The sequence below is a fragment of the Phreatobacter aquiterrae genome (assembly GCF_053471285.1).
On sequence record NZ_JBJPHW010000003.1, the window covers coordinates 305,404 to 321,198 of the forward strand.

Annotated in this window: 16 protein-coding genes; 5 read left to right on the plus strand and 11 right to left on the minus strand. The window is 66.8% G+C overall.

All coding sequences use genetic code 11. The features are described 5' to 3' along the window. Positions 1–16 precede the first annotated feature (16 nt). Positions 17–433: a hypothetical protein gene (locus ACJ4V0_RS06590; RefSeq protein ID WP_448298760.1), complete on the minus strand. Its 417-nt coding sequence runs from the start codon at positions 431–433 to the stop codon at positions 17–19. 134 nt (positions 434–567) lie between these two features. Between ACJ4V0_RS06590 and ACJ4V0_RS06595 the strand changes: the two genes are divergently transcribed. Continuing rightward, on the plus strand, positions 568–1,401 hold the full coding sequence (locus tag ACJ4V0_RS06595) for a helix-turn-helix domain-containing protein (protein ID WP_448298761.1): 834 nt from the start codon (positions 568–570) through the stop codon (positions 1,399–1,401). Positions 1,402–1,417: 16 nt separating this feature from the next. Here the strand turns inward: ACJ4V0_RS06595 and ACJ4V0_RS06600 are convergent, their stop codons facing one another. From ACJ4V0_RS06600 to pdxH, 3 genes are all read right to left on the minus strand, one after another. Continuing rightward, on the minus strand, positions 1,418–1,783 hold the full coding sequence (locus ACJ4V0_RS06600) for a hypothetical protein (protein ID WP_448298762.1): 366 nt from the start codon (positions 1,781–1,783) through the stop codon (positions 1,418–1,420). A gap of 109 nt (positions 1,784–1,892) precedes the next feature. Further along, positions 1,893–2,639: an SDR family NAD(P)-dependent oxidoreductase gene (locus ACJ4V0_RS06605; RefSeq protein ID WP_448298763.1), complete on the minus strand. Its 747-nt coding sequence runs from the start codon at positions 2,637–2,639 to the stop codon at positions 1,893–1,895. Between the two features lie 86 nt (positions 2,640–2,725). Further along, complete coding sequence (pdxH, locus tag ACJ4V0_RS06610; RefSeq protein ID WP_448298764.1) at positions 2,726–3,343, minus strand: pyridoxamine 5'-phosphate oxidase; 618 nt, start codon at positions 3,341–3,343, stop codon at positions 2,726–2,728. Between the two features lie 152 nt (positions 3,344–3,495). On the opposite strand from pdxH, the gene ACJ4V0_RS06615 reads away from it, so the two are divergent. The 4 genes from ACJ4V0_RS06615 (at position 3,496) to fabI (ending at position 6,712) form a co-directional block, all read left to right on the plus strand. Beyond that, positions 3,496–3,972: an RT0821/Lpp0805 family surface protein gene (locus ACJ4V0_RS06615; protein WP_448298765.1), complete on the plus strand. Its 477-nt coding sequence runs from the start codon at positions 3,496–3,498 to the stop codon at positions 3,970–3,972. A 108-nt stretch (positions 3,973–4,080) separates the two neighbouring features. Continuing rightward, on the plus strand, positions 4,081–5,079 hold the full coding sequence (locus ACJ4V0_RS06620; protein ID WP_448298766.1) for a DnaJ C-terminal domain-containing protein: 999 nt from the start codon (positions 4,081–4,083) through the stop codon (positions 5,077–5,079). Between the two features lie 80 nt (positions 5,080–5,159). Continuing rightward, positions 5,160–5,798, plus strand: coding sequence for a VOC family protein (locus tag ACJ4V0_RS06625; protein WP_448298767.1), 639 nt, complete (start codon positions 5,160–5,162; stop codon positions 5,796–5,798). Between the two features lie 110 nt (positions 5,799–5,908). After that, positions 5,909–6,712 carry an enoyl-ACP reductase FabI gene (fabI, locus tag ACJ4V0_RS06630; RefSeq protein WP_448298768.1) on the plus strand — a complete coding sequence of 268 codons (804 nt, stop codon included), beginning with the start codon at positions 5,909–5,911 and terminating at the stop codon, positions 6,710–6,712. Between the two features lie 33 nt (positions 6,713–6,745). On the opposite strand, the gene ACJ4V0_RS06635 is transcribed toward fabI, so the two are convergent. The 7 genes from ACJ4V0_RS06635 to ACJ4V0_RS06665 all read right to left on the minus strand — a co-directional run bounded on the left by ACJ4V0_RS06635 (position 6,746) and on the right by ACJ4V0_RS06665 (position 15,693). Further along, positions 6,746–8,584 carry an ABC transporter ATP-binding protein gene (locus tag ACJ4V0_RS06635; RefSeq protein ID WP_448298769.1) on the minus strand — a complete coding sequence of 613 codons (1,839 nt, stop codon included), beginning with the start codon at positions 8,582–8,584 and terminating at the stop codon, positions 6,746–6,748. Positions 8,585–8,767: 183 nt separating this feature from the next. Continuing rightward, positions 8,768–10,930 carry an FAD-dependent oxidoreductase gene (locus ACJ4V0_RS06640; RefSeq protein ID WP_448298770.1) on the minus strand — a complete coding sequence of 721 codons (2,163 nt, stop codon included), beginning with the start codon at positions 10,928–10,930 and terminating at the stop codon, positions 8,768–8,770. 257 nt (positions 10,931–11,187) lie between these two features. Continuing rightward, the gene (locus ACJ4V0_RS06645) at positions 11,188–12,564 is read right to left on the minus strand and encodes a TRAP transporter large permease (protein WP_448298771.1); all 1,377 of its coding nucleotides are present in this window, start codon (positions 12,562–12,564) and stop codon (positions 11,188–11,190) included. Further along, positions 12,561–13,196: a TRAP transporter small permease subunit gene (locus ACJ4V0_RS06650; protein ID WP_448298772.1), complete on the minus strand. Its 636-nt coding sequence runs from the start codon at positions 13,194–13,196 to the stop codon at positions 12,561–12,563. The genes ACJ4V0_RS06645 and ACJ4V0_RS06650 overlap by 4 nt, the downstream gene beginning before the upstream one ends. Before the next feature lie 122 nt (positions 13,197–13,318). Then, the gene (locus ACJ4V0_RS06655; protein WP_448298773.1) at positions 13,319–14,395 is read right to left on the minus strand and encodes a TRAP transporter substrate-binding protein; all 1,077 of its coding nucleotides are present in this window, start codon (positions 14,393–14,395) and stop codon (positions 13,319–13,321) included. 69 nt (positions 14,396–14,464) lie between these two features. Then, entirely contained in the window at positions 14,465–14,881 is a 417-nt protein-coding gene (locus ACJ4V0_RS06660; protein WP_448298774.1) for a cupin domain-containing protein, read from the minus strand. Continuing rightward, positions 14,878–15,693: a putative hydro-lyase gene (locus ACJ4V0_RS06665; protein WP_448298775.1), complete on the minus strand. Its 816-nt coding sequence runs from the start codon at positions 15,691–15,693 to the stop codon at positions 14,878–14,880. Before ACJ4V0_RS06665 ends, ACJ4V0_RS06660 begins: the two co-directional genes overlap by 4 nt. Between the last annotated feature and the right edge of the window lie 102 nt (positions 15,694–15,795).

Below are 15,795 nucleotides of genomic sequence, written 5' to 3' on the forward strand. Positions count from 1 at the left end.
CTCCCGCAATCGGCCGTCAGGTGGAGGCAAGGCGGCGCGCGCCGATGACCTGAAGCTCGGCGAGGATGCCGACAAAGACGGCCTGGGCGGCGACGAAGGCGATGCCGAGGGCATTCGGACTGACGCGTCCGGAGACGAGCAGGCCGAGGCTTGCAACCACCCACAGGGCGTTGATCGCCGCGATCGCCATGACCGCGCCGGACGATGACGACGCCTTCATCGCGACGAGGGCCACCATCGCGGCGAAGGGCAGCAGAACGAGGCCCGCGCCGCGCAGCAGCGGTTCGGGCAGCCCGAGGAGGGGCGAGAGAAGCCCGGCCCCGACAACGAGCTTCAGGCCCATCGCAGCCGAGGTCAGCGCGTCGAAGGCCAGCACACGGCGCAGGAAGGTTCGTGCGTCGGAAGCGCGGAAGAGAGCGAAAGCGTAAGACATGGCAGGCTCCTCGATGAGGCGTCGCGGCGGGGGATCCGGTCCGCAGTGCCGTCACCGTGAAGCCACCGGTGCGCCGGGTCGATTACCTCGGAGGTCATTGGCCGGCGGCCGCAGCGACGGCTAGTCTCCCTCCCATGACGACACGCTCCGCTGCCTCCCGTCCCGCCTCCCGCGCCGTTGGCGACCTCCTGCGCGACTGGCGTCAGCGCCGGCGCATGAGCCAGATGGATCTCGCCCTCGATGCCGAAATCTCGACGCGCCATCTGAGCTTCGTCGAGACGGGGCGGGCGGCCCCGAGCCGCGAGATGGTGCTGCATCTTGCCGAGCGCCTCGACATCCCGCTGCGCGACCGCAATGTCCTGCTGGTGGCGGCCGGCTTCGCGCCGGTCTTCCCGGAACGCCGGCTCGACGATCCCGGCGTCGAGGCCGCGCGCCGGGCGGTCGACCTCGTCCTCGCAGGACACGAGCCCTATCCGGCCGTCGCGCTCGACCGCCACTGGCACATCGTCGCCCACAACCGCTCCATCGCTCCCTTTCTGGAGGGCTGCGCGCCGGAGCTGCTGGCGGCGCCCATCAACATGGTGCGGCTGTCGCTGCACCCGCAGGGCATCGCGCCGCGCATCGTCAATCTCGGGGAGGTGCGGGCCCACATCCTTGCGCGGCTGAGGCGGCAGATCGAACTGACCGCCGATCCGGTGCTGGATGCGCTGCTGGCGGAGGTCTCGGCCTATCCGGTGCCGTTCTCGCAGCCACATCCGCGCAAGGGGCAGGAGGCGGCGGAGCTGTTCATTCCCGTGCGGCTGATGACTTCGGCAGGACTGCTGACGCTCATCTCGACGACGACGGTGTTCGGCACGCCGGTGGACGTGACGCTCGCGGAACTCGCCATCGAGGCCTTCCTGCCAGCGGATGCCGGGACGGGGGAAAGGCTCAGGGCGATCCAATTTCTCGAGATGCAGATTGACTGAAAACGTATGGGAGTTCCTATTGCGACGCGCGTAAATCCTTCATAAAGACCTGTGCGTTCAAGAAAAACCCCCTAGAATAGGTTTCTAGCGCGTCCAAATTGCAATCTGAGCTATGTCGTCCTCTTGCAAGGCGATAGGACAAAGCCACATAGCGCTGAAGATCGTCGCGATCCCAAGCGCGCGTAAGGACAGCGATATCAACAAGACTGCTAAGCATGACATGATCTGTCGTCATTCTGCAGTTTTCTTGAAACACTCTCATCGAGCTGAATGATTCGACGGCCGCTTCAAAGCCAATTTTGAGCTTCTGATCACTAGAAAGCGCGACAATCGGTTCCCATAGAATCAAAATCATAGAAAGAAATGCGACGCGCATTTTCATCAAACGGCTCCAATAATTAACTGAACTTTTGTTCTAGTATACGTCACCAAGCAAAAGTAGTAGATCATCTTGCGCAGATCGCACTCGAAATGCGCAGAAGTAGAGCTTGCTACACGTGCTGGCCGCCGTTGATGTGGATCTCGGCACCGTTGAGATAGCTCGAGGTCTCGGTGCACAGCACGTAGATGATCTTCGCCACCTCGTCTGGCGTGCCGAGCCGGCGCATGGGGATCTGCTCGACGATCTTCTCCGTGCCGGGGGAGAGGATCGAGGTGTCGATCTCGCCGGGCGCGATGGCGTTGACGCGGATGCCGTGCGGGGCGAAGTCGGCCGCCATCTCGCGGGTCAGGCTGGCCAGCGCCGCCTTGGACGTCGCATAGGCCGCACCGGCGAAGGGGTGGACGCGCGAGCCGGCGATCGAGGTGACGTTGACCACCGAACCCTTGGCCTCGGCCAGCTCCTTCAGGAGGCCGCGGGCGAGCAGGATCGAGGCGAAGAAGTTCACCTGGAAGACCTGCTGCCAGACCGACAGCGGGGTGTGCAGGGAATCGAGACGAGCGCCGCCCTCATCCTTCGGCGAGATGCCGGCATTGTTGACCAGCGCCTCCAGCCGGCCGCCGATCAGGCGGCCGCGGATCTCGTCGATGGCCCGCTCGGTGTCGGCAGGATCGGCGAGATCGACCTGGATATGGTCCTCGGGACCCATTTCCCAGGGACAGTTCTCGGGAAAGGCCTGCCGCGAGCAGGTGATGACGCGCCAGCCGGCCGAGGAGAAGCGCTTGACGGTGGCGTGGCCGATGCCGCGGCTGGCGCCGGTGAGCAACAGGGTTCGGCGGATCTGGTTCACTGGAGGCATCCTCGGATCATGGCGCGAACCCCGTGAGGCGCCCGCGCCCGTTCATAGAACCATCGCGCCCGCCTGCCTATGCCTTCCCGCCGAACTCAGGGATAGAGCCTGAGCTTCTGCGCCCAAGGCCCGGACGGCGCCGTCCGCGTGAACTGCACGCGGTCGTGCAGGCGGAAGGGACGATCGTGCCAGAATTCCATCGAGACCGGCAGGATGCGGTAGCCGGTCCAGTGCGCCGGCCGGGGCACCTCGCCGACCGCATGCCGGGCCGCATAGGTCGCCACCGCCTTTTCGAGGGCGAAGCGGCTCTCAAGCGGGCGGGACTGCTGGCTCGCCCAGGCGCCGATGCGGCTGCCGCGCGGGCGCGTGGCGAAATACTCGTCGGCGTCCGCGTCGGTCACCCGCTCGATCGGCCCGCGCACCCGCACCTGGCGGCGCAGCGACTTCCAGTGGAACACGACCGCCGCCTTTTTCTGACCGTCGAGTTCGGTGCCCTTCTGGCTCTCGGTGTTGGTGTAGAAGACGAAGCCCCTGGGATCGACGCCCTTCAGCAGCACCATGCGGACGTTGGGCAGGCCGTCGGCATCGACGGTCGCCAGCGCCATGGCATTGGGATCGTTCGGCTCCGAGCGGGTGGCGTCGGCGAGCCACTGCTCGAACAGCAAGACGGGCTCGTCGTTCTGGATGAAATCGTCGTCACTCGAACCGGACATTAACGAACTCCGATGTTCACTGCGCCCCAGAGCGGAATTGGCTCGGGAGTTGTATGCGTATGGGCGGGACGGCTGGCGTTCGCCAAGTCTATAGCGGAGCAGGGATGGCGCGCCCATGCCCTGCGACGCGCTATCGCCCATGCCCGGGCCGCGTGGCAAGCCTCGCGAGCGCCGGCCTCTTCCTGTTCCTCCAGGGCTGCACCGTGGCCCTGCCCTCCCTCTGGGAGCGCGCCAACGTCGCCCCGCCCGGCACCGCACAGATGCGCCAGCCCGCGAGCGAGGACCCGGTCACCACGGGATCCGTCCGCCGGCCCGCCGAGCCTGCCGCGACCACTCCGGCGGGCACCCTTCCCATTCCGCAGGCCGACTGGGACGCCGCCAAGGCCGTCCTGATGGAAGCCCTCGCCGACCGCACCGATACGCCGAGCCTGCCGTGGACCAATGCGCAGAGCGGCATGAGCGGCACCGTCACCGCCCTTCAGCGCGCCAATGCGAGCGGCGGACAGACCTGCCGCGACTTCCTCGGCAGCGCCATCAAGGACGGCAAGGAGGTCTGGTTCGACGGCCGCGCCTGCCGCACGACCGGCCCCTGGGCCGTCGTCGAACTGAGGCCCTGGCGCCGCAGCTGAGCGCAACGCTCGCGAACTTGTGAATTTCTGCCGCCGTCCCCACATTCGACGGCGAACCGAAACCTCACGGGGCGCCCTCATCGTCGGGCGCCTTTTCCAAGGACGACCATGGCACGCGATCCCTATGACGTCATCGGCGTCACGCGCGCTGCGAGCGCTGACGAGATCAAGCGCGCCTTCCGCAAGAAGGCGAAGGCGCTGCATCCCGACGCCAACCCGAAGGACGCCAAGGCACAGGACCGCTTTGCGGAACTCAACAACGCCTATGAGCTCCTGTCGGATGCCGAAAAGAAGAAGCAGTTCGACCGCGGCGAGATCGATGCCGAAGGCAAGCCGCGTTTCGCCGGATTCGAGGGCTTCGGCGGCGGCCGGCCCGGCGCAGGCCCCGGCGGACCGCAGGGCGAGACGATCTTCGAGACCTTCAACTTCGGACGCGACGGCGTCCGCCGCGGTGGACACGGACGCGGCCAGCAGGGCGGTCCGCCGCCGATGGACGATTTCTTCGACATCCTCTCCGGCATGACCGGCGGACGGCCGGGCGCGCGCGGGCACAGCCCCTTCGACCAGGATTTCGGACCGCCGCCCTCCGGCGAAGACGTGACGCTGACGATCCGGGTGCCGTTCCTCGACGCCGCGCGCGGCTCGACGCAGCGCGTCGTGCTGCCGTCAGGCGAGTCCGTCGACCTGAAGATCCAGCCGGGAACGCGCGAGGGCCACCGGATGCGCCTGCGCGGCAAGGGCAAGGCGGCGAGCCTCGGCCGGCCGCCGGGCGATGCCTATGTCCTCGTCGCGATCGAGCCACATCCGGCCTTCCGGGCCGACGGCAAGGACCTGAGGCTCGACCTGCCCGTCGCCCTGGACGAGGCCATTCTGGGCGGCAAGGTCCGGGCCCCGACACTCGACGGCGAGGTGGAGCTGACGCTTCCCGCCATGACCTCCTCGGGCAGGACCTTCCGCCTGCGCGGCAAGGGCCTGCCGGCCGACACCGGTCCGGGCGATCTCTACGTCACCGTGCGGATCGTCCTCCCCGAGGCGAGCGCCGACCTCGAAGGTTTCGCGCGCGTGCTGAAGGAGCGCCGCAAGGGCGATCCCCGCGACGGGCTGTAAGGCCAGCGCCCCACGTCGCGATCCTCCATCGCCGGATCGTCCACCTCCGCCATCGCGTCCCCGCTCCTGTCGTACCCCCCATGCTGCAGCTCGACCATCTCACCGTCGTCGCGCCGGACCTGGCGGAGGGGGTGGCGCATGTGCGCGACTGCCTCGATCTGGAGGTGCCGTTCGGGCAGCGCCACGCCTATATGGGCACCCACAATCACCTGCTGCAGCTCGACGATGGGGTCTATCTGGAGATCGTCGCGCTCGACCCTGCCGCCGCGCCACAGGCCCACCGCCGCTGGTTCGGCCTCGACGACCAGAGACAGGTGCGCGCCGACTGGGACGCGGGGCGGCGGCTGAGGGGATGGGTCGCACGGACCGATTGCATCGACGCCGTCCTGGCGGGCCGCGAGACCATGCTGGGACGAAAGGTGGCGCTGCCGTTCGATGCGCCAGCCTTCGACTTCGCCGTTCCCGACGACGGATCATTGCCGCTCGACGGGATCGCCCCGTCGATCATCGACCGGCGGGGCCGGCCGCGATCCATGGCGACGATCGCCGACCTCGGGGCGCGCCTCGTATCGTTCACGCTCTCCCATCCCGACCCCGCCGCGATCCGGACGCTCTACCGCGAGCTCGCCATCACCTGCGCGCCGATGGTCGTTTTCGGGGCGGGGCCGCGCTACACGGCGCAGATCGAAACCCCCGGCGGCTCCAGGGTCCTGACCTGATTTGCGGGGCATCCGCCGGGCGACCCGCCGGTCGGACTCCTTGCACGCCGGGCGCTGCAATGGCATAGGGTCCGGCTGATTATCGGGCGGAATGCCGGGCGAGGAACGACATGGCAGGCATCATGCAGGGCAAGCGCGGCCTCATCATGGGGGTTGCGAACAACCGGTCCATTGCCTGGGGCATCGCCAAGGCCTGCGCCGAGCAGGGCGCCGAGCTCGCCTTCACCTATCAGGGTGATGCGCTGGAGAAGCGCGTCAGGCCGCTTGCGGCGGAAGTGGGCGGCCATGTCGTCGGCCATTGCGACGTCACCGACAGCGCCAGCATCGACGCCGTCTTCGCCGAGACCGAGAAGGTGTTCGGCAAGCTCGACTTCCTGCTCCACGCCATCGCCTTTTCCGACAAGGACGAACTGACCGGCCGCTACGTCGACACGACCGAGGGCAACTTCACCAAGTCGCTGCTGATCTCCTGCTACTCCTTCACGGCCATCGCCCAGCGCGCCGAGAAGCTGATGACGGATGGCGGCTCGCTGCTCACCCTGACCTATTACGGCGCCGAGAAGTGGATGCCGCACTACAACGTCATGGGCGTCGCTAAGGCGGCGCTGGAGGCGAGCGTGCGCTACATGGCGGCCGACCTCGGCGAGAAGAACATCCGCGTCAACGCCATCTCGGCCGGCCCGATCAAGACGCTGGCGGCCTCCGGCATCGGCGACTTCCGCTACATCCTGAAGTGGAACGAGTACAACTCGCCGCTGCGCCGCACGGTCACCATCGACGAGGTGGGCGATTCCGGCATGTACCTGCTCTCGAACCTGTCGCGCGGCGTCACGGGCGAGGTGCACCATGTCGATGCCGGCTACCATGTCGTCGGCATGAAGAACCCGCACGCCCCGGATATCGGCGCGCTGTAATCGCCGGCTGAGGCGCGGATCGCGCCTGCCGCCCTATTCCTCGTCCTCGTCCTCATCGACCGCCGCCACCGGCTGGCGCGTCTGCTGCTGGCGCGACCACATGGTGGCGTAGAGCCCGCCCTGCTTGATCAGCTCGGGATGGGTGCCGGTCTCGACGATATGGCCGTGGTCGAGGACGATGATGCGGTCGGCGGTGACGACCGAGCCGAGGCGGTGGGTGACGGAGACCACCGTGCGCGTCTCGGCGATGCGGCGGAGCGTCTCGTTCAGCTTGGATTCGGTCTCGGCATCGAGGGCGCTGGTCGCCTCGTCGAGTACGAGCACGGCCGGATTGCGGACGAGGGCGCGGGCGATGGCGACGCGCTGGCGCTGGCCGCCCGAGAGCTGCCCGCCGCGCTCGCCGACCGTCGTCTCGTAGCCGAGCGGCAGCGCCCTGATGAAGTCATGGACCTCGGCCTGGCGCGCGGCGGCCTCGATCTCCTCCATCGTGGCCTCGGGATGGGCCATGCGGATGTTCTCGGCGATGGTGGTGTTGAACAGGAAGCTCTCCTGGAACACCACGGCCATCTGGGCGCGCAGCGAGGCCTGCGTGACGGTGCGGATATCAGTGCCGTCGATGACGACGCGGCCCTCCAGCGGGTCGTAAAAGCGCATCAGCAGGTTGAGGAAGGTGCTCTTGCCCGAGCCCGACGGGCCGACGATGCCGAGGAAGGAGCCCTTCGGCACGGTGACGCTGAGGTTCTCGGTCCGGAACGACGAGCCCGGGTAGGAGAAGGCGACGTTGTCGAAGACGATCTGCCGCTCGAAGGGCGCGAGCGTGCCGGCGTCCGGCGCGTCGACCATGGTCGGCTTCTCGGCGAGGAGATCGGTGAGGTGGCGGATGGAGCCGGCCGCCTGCGCCATGGTCGGCACATATTGCGTGACGTTGGTCAGCGCATAGCCCATCGACAGGAAGACGCCCTCGAAGGCGATGATGGTGCCGACCGTGATGCGGTCGGTGAAGGCCCAGTAGGCGCCCAGCGCAAAGACGGCGATGTGGATGACGTAGAGCCCGGTCTGCGCCGTGCGCTCGACAAGCGCCGAGGAGAAATTGGTGCGCCGTGCGACGCCCACCCAGGTGGCGTTCAGACCGGCGAAATGGAGGCGGGCGCGCCCGGCCATGCCGAAGGCCTTGATCACCGGCTGGGCCGAGACGTTCTCCTGCACGGCGCTGAGCAGCCGGCCCTCGGTCTGGCGCTTGTCATAGGCGAAGAGGAAGGCCTTGCGGGCGAAGATGCGCGGCCACCAGAGGATCATCGGGAAGACGAGGGAGGCGATGATCCCCAGCCAGATGTCGAACATGAACATCAGGATGGAGGCATAGATGACCTCCATGAAGGGCATGACGAAGCCCGGCACGAAGGCGACCAGCGCCGCCTCCAGGGCCACCAGATCGCCCGAGAAGCGGGACAGGACGGTGCCCGTCGGCGTGGTGTGGAAGAAGGGCATCGACATCGACTGGACATGGTCGAACAGGCGCTGCCGGATGTCCCGGGTGATGTCGGCGAAGAGGCGCGTATAGACGAAGTCGGCAATGAGGGCGACCACCGAGACTGCGATGGCGGCGCCGCCCATGAACAGCAGCGAATTGATGAGCGCACGCCATTCCTTTTTGATCAGGCCCTCGTCGATGAGGTATTGCGTGACCAGCGGAAACGAGAAGTTGAGCGCCGCCTCGGTGAGGATCAGCACGACCAGGAGGGCGATGGTCGTCTTGTAGGGAGATGCGAAGGGCGCGAGGAAGCGGGCCATGAGCCGGAGATCGTCGGCACTGACGTCCTCCTCCTCGTCCTCCTCGTCATCGGGCTCGACGTAGTTCTTGTCCTGGCTCATGACGGATCTGGGACTATCGCAGGGCGTGGGGGACAGGAGCGTCTTGCGGCGGGCCGCAGGCGGCCCCTCGTCATGCCTCATTCCGTAACAGGATGCATCCGAAATCGCATGCGGGGCCTGCCGCCAACGGAAAGGGCCGGACACGAGGTCCGGCCCGATCAGGCAGGTCGATCCCCGGCCGCCTCAGCGGCCGCCGGCGACGAGGCGCAGCTTCGAGGTCGGGCCCTTCTGGCGTCCGGCCATCAGCTTCTCCACCCATTTCGCCGCATCGGGCTTCGCGTAGAAGCAGTAGCGCATGGTCTCCATGTCCGGATACCAGGGGAAGTCGCCCTCGTTGGCGTCGCACTCGATCTTCCAGGCCTTCTTGAGGATCTTCTGGTCGTGCACCGCCGGGCGCCAGCCGTGGCGCTGGAAGCGCTCCGACCACTGCCAGGTCGATTCCAGCGTCAGGACGCCGTCGAAGACGTCGTGATACTCGATCACTTCGCGCGTCATGTCCGCGGTGATGCCGCCGAAGAAGATGCCGATGCGGGTGACGCGGTAGAGCTCCTGGATGGCCTTGTCGATCAGCTCTTCCGGCACGTAGCAGAGGCAGGTGTCATAGATGACGTCGAAGGACTGGTCCTCGAAGGGCAGGTTGGTGACGTCGCCGAGCAGGTTGCGGTGCAGCCACTCCTTCGGCGTCTGGCTGTGGACGTGGCGCGCGTTCTCGATGCCCCAGGCGTCGATGCCGATGTCGGCGAAGCACTTCAGCGTCAGGCCCGACGCCGAGCCGACGTCGAGCAGCGTGTAGGGCGGCTTGATGCCGAAGATGCACTCGTAGAGATCGGCGTTGTACTGCTCGTCGAAATACTCGCGGAAGCTCTCCTCGTAGGAGAGGCCGACGGCGTATTCGTCGTGATAGTCGTCGGTCAGGGTCGACTCGACGAAGCCCTCCTCGACGACGCCCTTCTGCTTCTCGAGGGCCGCCTTCTTGCGGGCGCCGGAATAGGCCGCGCCGCGCAGCTTTCCCATCATCATGTCGACGACGAAATTGGCCGAGTCATAGGCGCCATTGACGGTCGAATCGAACAGGTAGTCGCCGACGAGATAGAGGTTCGGCAGCACCTTGCCGTCCGGCTGGTGGCGCTCGCGCAGCTCCGGTGCGGGATGGGCGCCCGGCAGGCCGGAGATCGTGCCGACCCAGCGCTGCACCTTCGCGTCCATGACCTGCTTCTTCGCCGTGGCGATGAGGTCCTGCGGCAGAGAATCGAGCGCCATGGCGACGAGCTGGTCGTCCGGCAGGTTCGACAGGGCGAGAGCATGGGTCGCCGGGATGAGCCAGCCGAGCACACCGTGCTTCGAGGGGTGGCGGGCCGTTTCGTCATAGATGCAGCAGCCGCCGAAGGCGTCGGTCATCACGTAGTGACCCTGGAAATGCTCGTTCCAGAACGGCTTCTTGAACTGGATGGTGACGCGCAGGTAGTGGGCCGGATTGTCGTAGCGCGCCTGATGATTCTGGATCGCCATGCGGGCGCCGCGGCCCTCGAACTCGATCTGGCTGACCCAGTAATTGGGCACCGCGACGACCACGTGATCGAACTCGTGGGTCTCGTCACGGCCCTTGCGGCGCACGGTCAGTGTGTAGCTTCCGCCCTCGTTGCGGGTAATCTTCGACACGCGGCTCTGCAGCATCACCTTGGCCGAGATGCGCTCGGCGAGGCCCTCGATCAGCCTCTCGTTGCCGCCGGCGATGGAATAGAGGCGCAGGTACTTCGGGTCGTCCATGAGGACGTTCTTCAGACCGTTCAGCGCATTGGTCAGCTGCGATTCGGTGGCGACGTCGGAGCGGGCGGCGACCTCGATATACTTGCGCGCCATCTCATCCGGAATCTCGTCGAGGACCTCGCGGAAGGTCTTCTCGCCCCAGGGGTGCCTGTTGTCGTCGCCGGAATAGCCCTCGTAGTACTCGTCGGGCGAGCACATCTCGTGGCATTTGGCGTGGAAGTCGTCGATCGCCTTCAGCGTCGCCTCGCCGAAGTGCTTCTTGATGTCGCGGCGGGTGTTGAGGATCTTGCCCTCGAGGATGACGCCCTTGCCGTCCATCGGCACGGTCTCGAGCCCCATCACCTCGGTGATGATGCGCTTCAGCGGGTCGGGGCCGAAGTGGGAATAGTCGTAATATTCGGCGACACCGCGCTCGAACATCGACTGCCCCTTGTCGAAGCTGTCGGTCATGATCTTGCCGCCGAGGCGATCGGAAGCCTCGAAGATCGTCGCCGTGAACAGGCCGTCGCAGAACTTGTCGAGCAGGTAATTGGTGAAGAGCCCGCCCGGCCCGCCACCCACGATCGCGACACGCGTCATATCCGAACTTTCGTCCCTGGCCGGTTCGCCGCCTGAGGCGGCCGTCCGGCAGTCATCCGCTGAAATCCCGGAGCCGTGCTATAGCGATGGTTTGTTTCCGAATAAAGCCATCGGCCGCACGATTCCTCGCGCAGGATGAATCCGGTCGCCCCGCCAGCACGCCCCCAAGAGGTTGTGAGGCCGACATGTTTGCGGGACGCCAACTGAACGGAATCTGAACCGATGGGCGACCGGGCGCCAGCCCATCGGAGCCTGCGTCAGCGCATCACCGTCGGCAGCCAGGTGGCGATGGCGGGGAACAGCATGAGGATGCCGATCGCCAGGATATAGACGAGCATGAATGGCAGCACGCCGGTGAAGACATCGGTGATCGGCCCGCCGTCCTTGCGCATGCCCTGGAGCACGTAGAGCACCGTGCCGTCGGGCGGCGAGATCAGCGCGATCTCCACCAGCATGACGACGATCACGCCGAACCAGATCGGATCGTAGCCGAGCGCCATGACGACCGGGAAGATCACCGGAATCGTGGTGATCATCATGGAGAAGCCCTCCATGAAGGTGCCGAGCGCCAGGTAGAAGCCGATGATGATGAGCATGATCGCCCAGGGCGGCAGCGGCATCTCGGAGACGACCTTGGCGAGGGCCTGCGGCACGCCGAGCGCCGTGAAGACGTAGTTGAGAAGATAGGCGCCAAACAGGATGAGGCCGATCAGTGCGGTGTTGCGCGCCGTGGCCTCGGCCGAGTCGTTCAGCATCTTGAATGAGAGCTTGCCGTCGAGGGCGGCGAGACCGATCGCCGCGACCACGCCGAGGGCCGCCGATTCCGTCGCGGTGGCGAGGCCGCCATAGATGGTGCCCAGCACGATGAGGATGAGGAAAGCGGTAGGCAGCAGGTCGACGAGGCTGCGCAGCTTCTCGCCCCAGGTGTAGCGCGGCCCGTCAGGGTCGCGCGGCGCGGCGGTGCGGGCGCGGGCGAAGATCACGAGGGTGAACAGCACGACGACCAGAAGGCTCGGTCCAAGCGCGGCGATGTAGAGCGCACCGACGGAGGTCTCGGTGATCAGGGCGTAGATGATGAAGGTGATGCTCGGCGGGATCAGCATGCCGAGCGCGCCGCCGGCCGCGAGCGAGCCGAGCACCATCTTCGGGTCGTAGGGCTTGTCCTTGAAGAAGGGCAGCGCCACGGAACCCATGGTGGCGGCGGTCGCCACCGACGAGCCCGAGATCGCCGAGAAGACGGAGGAGGCGGCGATATTGGTATGCAGCAGGCCGCCCGGCAGGCGGTTCAGCCAGATGTTGAGGGTGCGGTAGAGACGGTCGGAGAGGCCGGCGCGCAGAAGGATCTCGCCCATCAGCAGGAACAGCGGCACTGCCACCAGCACGAAGGAGGAGGACGGGTTCCAGATCGTCTGGCCGATGAAGAGCCAGAACGGCCGGTCTGAAAAGGCATAGCCGACGATGAGGCCGAGGACGCCGAGGGCGGCGCCGACATAGATGCCCATGCCGAAGAACAGCATGAACAGGCCGACCAGCAGCATGATTTCACCCATGAGCTCGCCGGACGGCGCGTGGCCGGTGAAGCTCATGCCGATCATGATGCCGACAAGGATGAGGAGAAAGACGACGGCTATCACGGCTTCACCTCGGGGCTGGCGGTCTTGGCGGGAACGGTTTCGCCGACGGCCTCCAGAGCCTCGGCGACCTCCTCCTGATAGGAGCGGCTGTGCAGCATCAGCTCGGCCTCGTTGCCGCGGCCGGCGATGATCAGCAGGAAGGCCTCGACCAGCATGGCGAGGATCAGCACGAAGAAGGCGCCGATGCCGAAGGCCCACAGGCCCTGCGGAATGGCGAGGGGCGTGCGGATGACGCTGATGTCCGTGGCCCTGAACAGCAGGGATTCCTCGACCAGCGTCCAGGCCCCGTAGAACAGGTATCCGACGAGCACGGCGAGAAAGGCGAGGCTCGTCAGGTGCAGCCAGTAGCGGATGCGGGCGGGGAACAGGTTCACCACCACGTCGATGCGCACATGGGCGCGCATGGCCAGGGTGTGGGACAGGCCCCAGGCGATGCCGAAGGCCAGCGCGTAGCCGGACAGTTCGGTCGTCGCCTGCGTGGAAAAACCGAGGAAGCGGCGCGCCAGCACGTCGAAGGTGATGAGGCCGGCGGTGCCGATGAAGACCCAGCCGGCGGCATAGCCCATCATGCGGCCGAGCCAGGCCATGGAGCGACGTCCGACGCCGGCGACGTCGATCAGGGTGTTCAGCATGGCGGTCCCCTCAAGGCCCGATTCGGCAAGGCTTGCAATCCTTCACCGGATCGCGCGGAGGTGTCGTCGGTGCTTTCGCGCGGGCAGACCTGCCGCCCGCGCGACGCTCCAGGTTCGACCGGTCAGTTGCCGGCGTAGGTGACGCCGGTGATCGGCGCCACGACGCGGTTGTAGATCTCGCCGCAGCGGGCGCCGCAGCGCTTCACCCAGTTGGGCAGAATGGTCGAGGTCAGCGTCGTGCGCATCACCTCCGTGTCGGCCGGAACCGGACGGTAGACCCGCATCGGATTGGCGTCCGGCACGCGGCCGAGCTTGCAGCCTTCGCGGTTGCCGGTGTTGCAGGCGATGCCGTCCTCGGTCTGCTCGAGGCCGAGCTTCCACTGCGCCTCCTCGACCTCCTTCATCGTCGCCTCCATGGCGGCGCGTACGGCGGGATCGAGGCGGTTCCACCACTGGATGTTCACGACATAGGCGGAGACCGACCAGAACAGCGGAAGTGCGTAGAGGCTCTGGGTGACCTCGTACCAGCGCGCGCTGTTGCCCGAGCCGGTGCCGGTGATGGCGCAGTCGACGACGCCGCGCTCCAGCGCCGAATAGACTTCGGGGAAGCCGATGCCGGTCGGCTGGCCGCCGATCTGGGTGACGAAGTCGTTGGAGGAGCCGCCGCCGGTGCGGATGCGCTTGCCGCGCAGGTCGGCGAGGCTCGTCACCTGGCCACGGCAGAAGAACTCCTGCGCGGCGAAGGGATACATGGCGAGGATGCGGACGCCGAAGCGCTCCAGTTCCTTGTTGACCTCGGGCAGCATGGCGGCGGCCACCTTGCGGGCCTGGTCGAGGCTCGGATTGAGGCCGGCGAGATCGACGACGTCGAGCAGCGGCACGTCGCCGGCGACCGTGTTGAGCGGCACCGCGCCGATATCGACCTGGCCGGAGCGCACGAGGCGCAGGATTTCCGGGCCGTTGAGGTTGCGCTCGGGCCAGGAGGCCAGGGTCACGCGGATGCGGCCGTTGGACTTGGCGGCGAGGCCGTCGCGCAGCAGCGGCTGGTCGACGCGCGTAAACTGCGGCATCGAGGGGCCCGGCTGGGTGACGATCTGGACGTTCACGGGAGGGCCGGCGGGGACGGCCTGGGCGAGGACCGGCAGCGCGCCGGTCATGGTCAGGGCGACCGCGGTCGCGGCAGCTCTCAGGCGGATCATGGTGGTCTCTCCTTCGTCTTTGCCGCAGGGGCGGCGGGTCGGGTGTCGACGGTCTCTGGATGCTTGTTGTTATGGGTCGGGCGGGTAGTACATGAACTCGATCAGCAGACAGCCCTCGTCGCTGAAGAAGGGACCATGGATGACGTGCGGCGGCCTGACCGCGTAGGTTCCGGCGGGCAGACGCACGGCGTCGGTCCTTGCAGCAAGCGTGCCAATCGACAGCGCGCCGGAGACGATGAAGACCTCCTCGCACCAGTCATGCGAGACCGGATGGTCGACCGCGGCGCCGGCCTGCCAGCGGGCGAGCCGCGTCACGGCGCCGGTGCGGGAGGACGGATCGAGGCGGCCGGAGAGGATCTTTTCCTCGACGCCCGCATAGCCGGCGACCGGCGACCAGCCATCGTTCGCAAGCGCATCGAAGAACTCGCGATGGCTCTTGCCGAAGGCCCCGAAGCCGGGGTGCGGCGTCGGGGGCGGGGCGGTCACAGGGTGGCGATCCGGCTGTTGGTGAGGTCGGTGACGATCATCGACCCCGGCGCGTGGGTGATGGCGAAGGGCGGCCTGGCCGCGGCGATCACCGACTGCGGCGTGACCCCGCAGGCCCAGAACACCGGAAGCTCGTCGGGCATGACCTCGACGGGGTCGCCGTAGTCCGGCTTGCCGAGGTCGCGGATGCCGATCAGTTCCGGCAGGCCGATATGGACAGGAGCGCCATGGACGGCCGGAAAGCGCGTGGTGATCTGCACGGCGCGGATGGCGTCGGCAGGCTTCAGGGGCCGCATCGAGACGACCATCGGCCCGGAAAAGGGGCCGGCCGGGGCACAGGCGATATTGGTCCGCCACATGGGCACGGTCGTGTTGCAGCCGATATGACGCATCGGGATGCCGTCCTGGATCAGCGCCTCCTCGAAGGAGAACGAGCAGCCGAGGACGAAGGCGACGAGATCGTCGCGCCAAACGTCGCGGATGTCGGTCGGCTCGGCGACCAGCTCGCCGTTCCTCCAGACCCGGTAGCGCGGAATATCGGTGCGAATGTCGAAGTCGGCGCCGAGCGCGGGAATTGAGGGATTGCCGGGCTCCGACAGACCGATCACGGGGCAGGGCTTCGGGTTGAGCGTGCAGAAGCGCAGGAAATCGCCGGCGAGGTCCCTCGGCAGGATGGCGAGGTTGCCCTGGACACGGCCCGGCGCGAGCCCGGCCGTGTGTCCCGTAATGTCGCCGCGGCGGATGGCCCGGCGAACCTCGGCGGGGTCGCTGACATCCTGAACGCCGGGTGCGCGGAACTGGGCGACGGCCATCATTTTCTCCCAGGGAGAGCTTCCGTGGAACAACAGTCCATCATTCCGCTTGCATTGGGTCCAATCCGAAGTTTGGATCGCAATCGATAAATTCGTCTTATC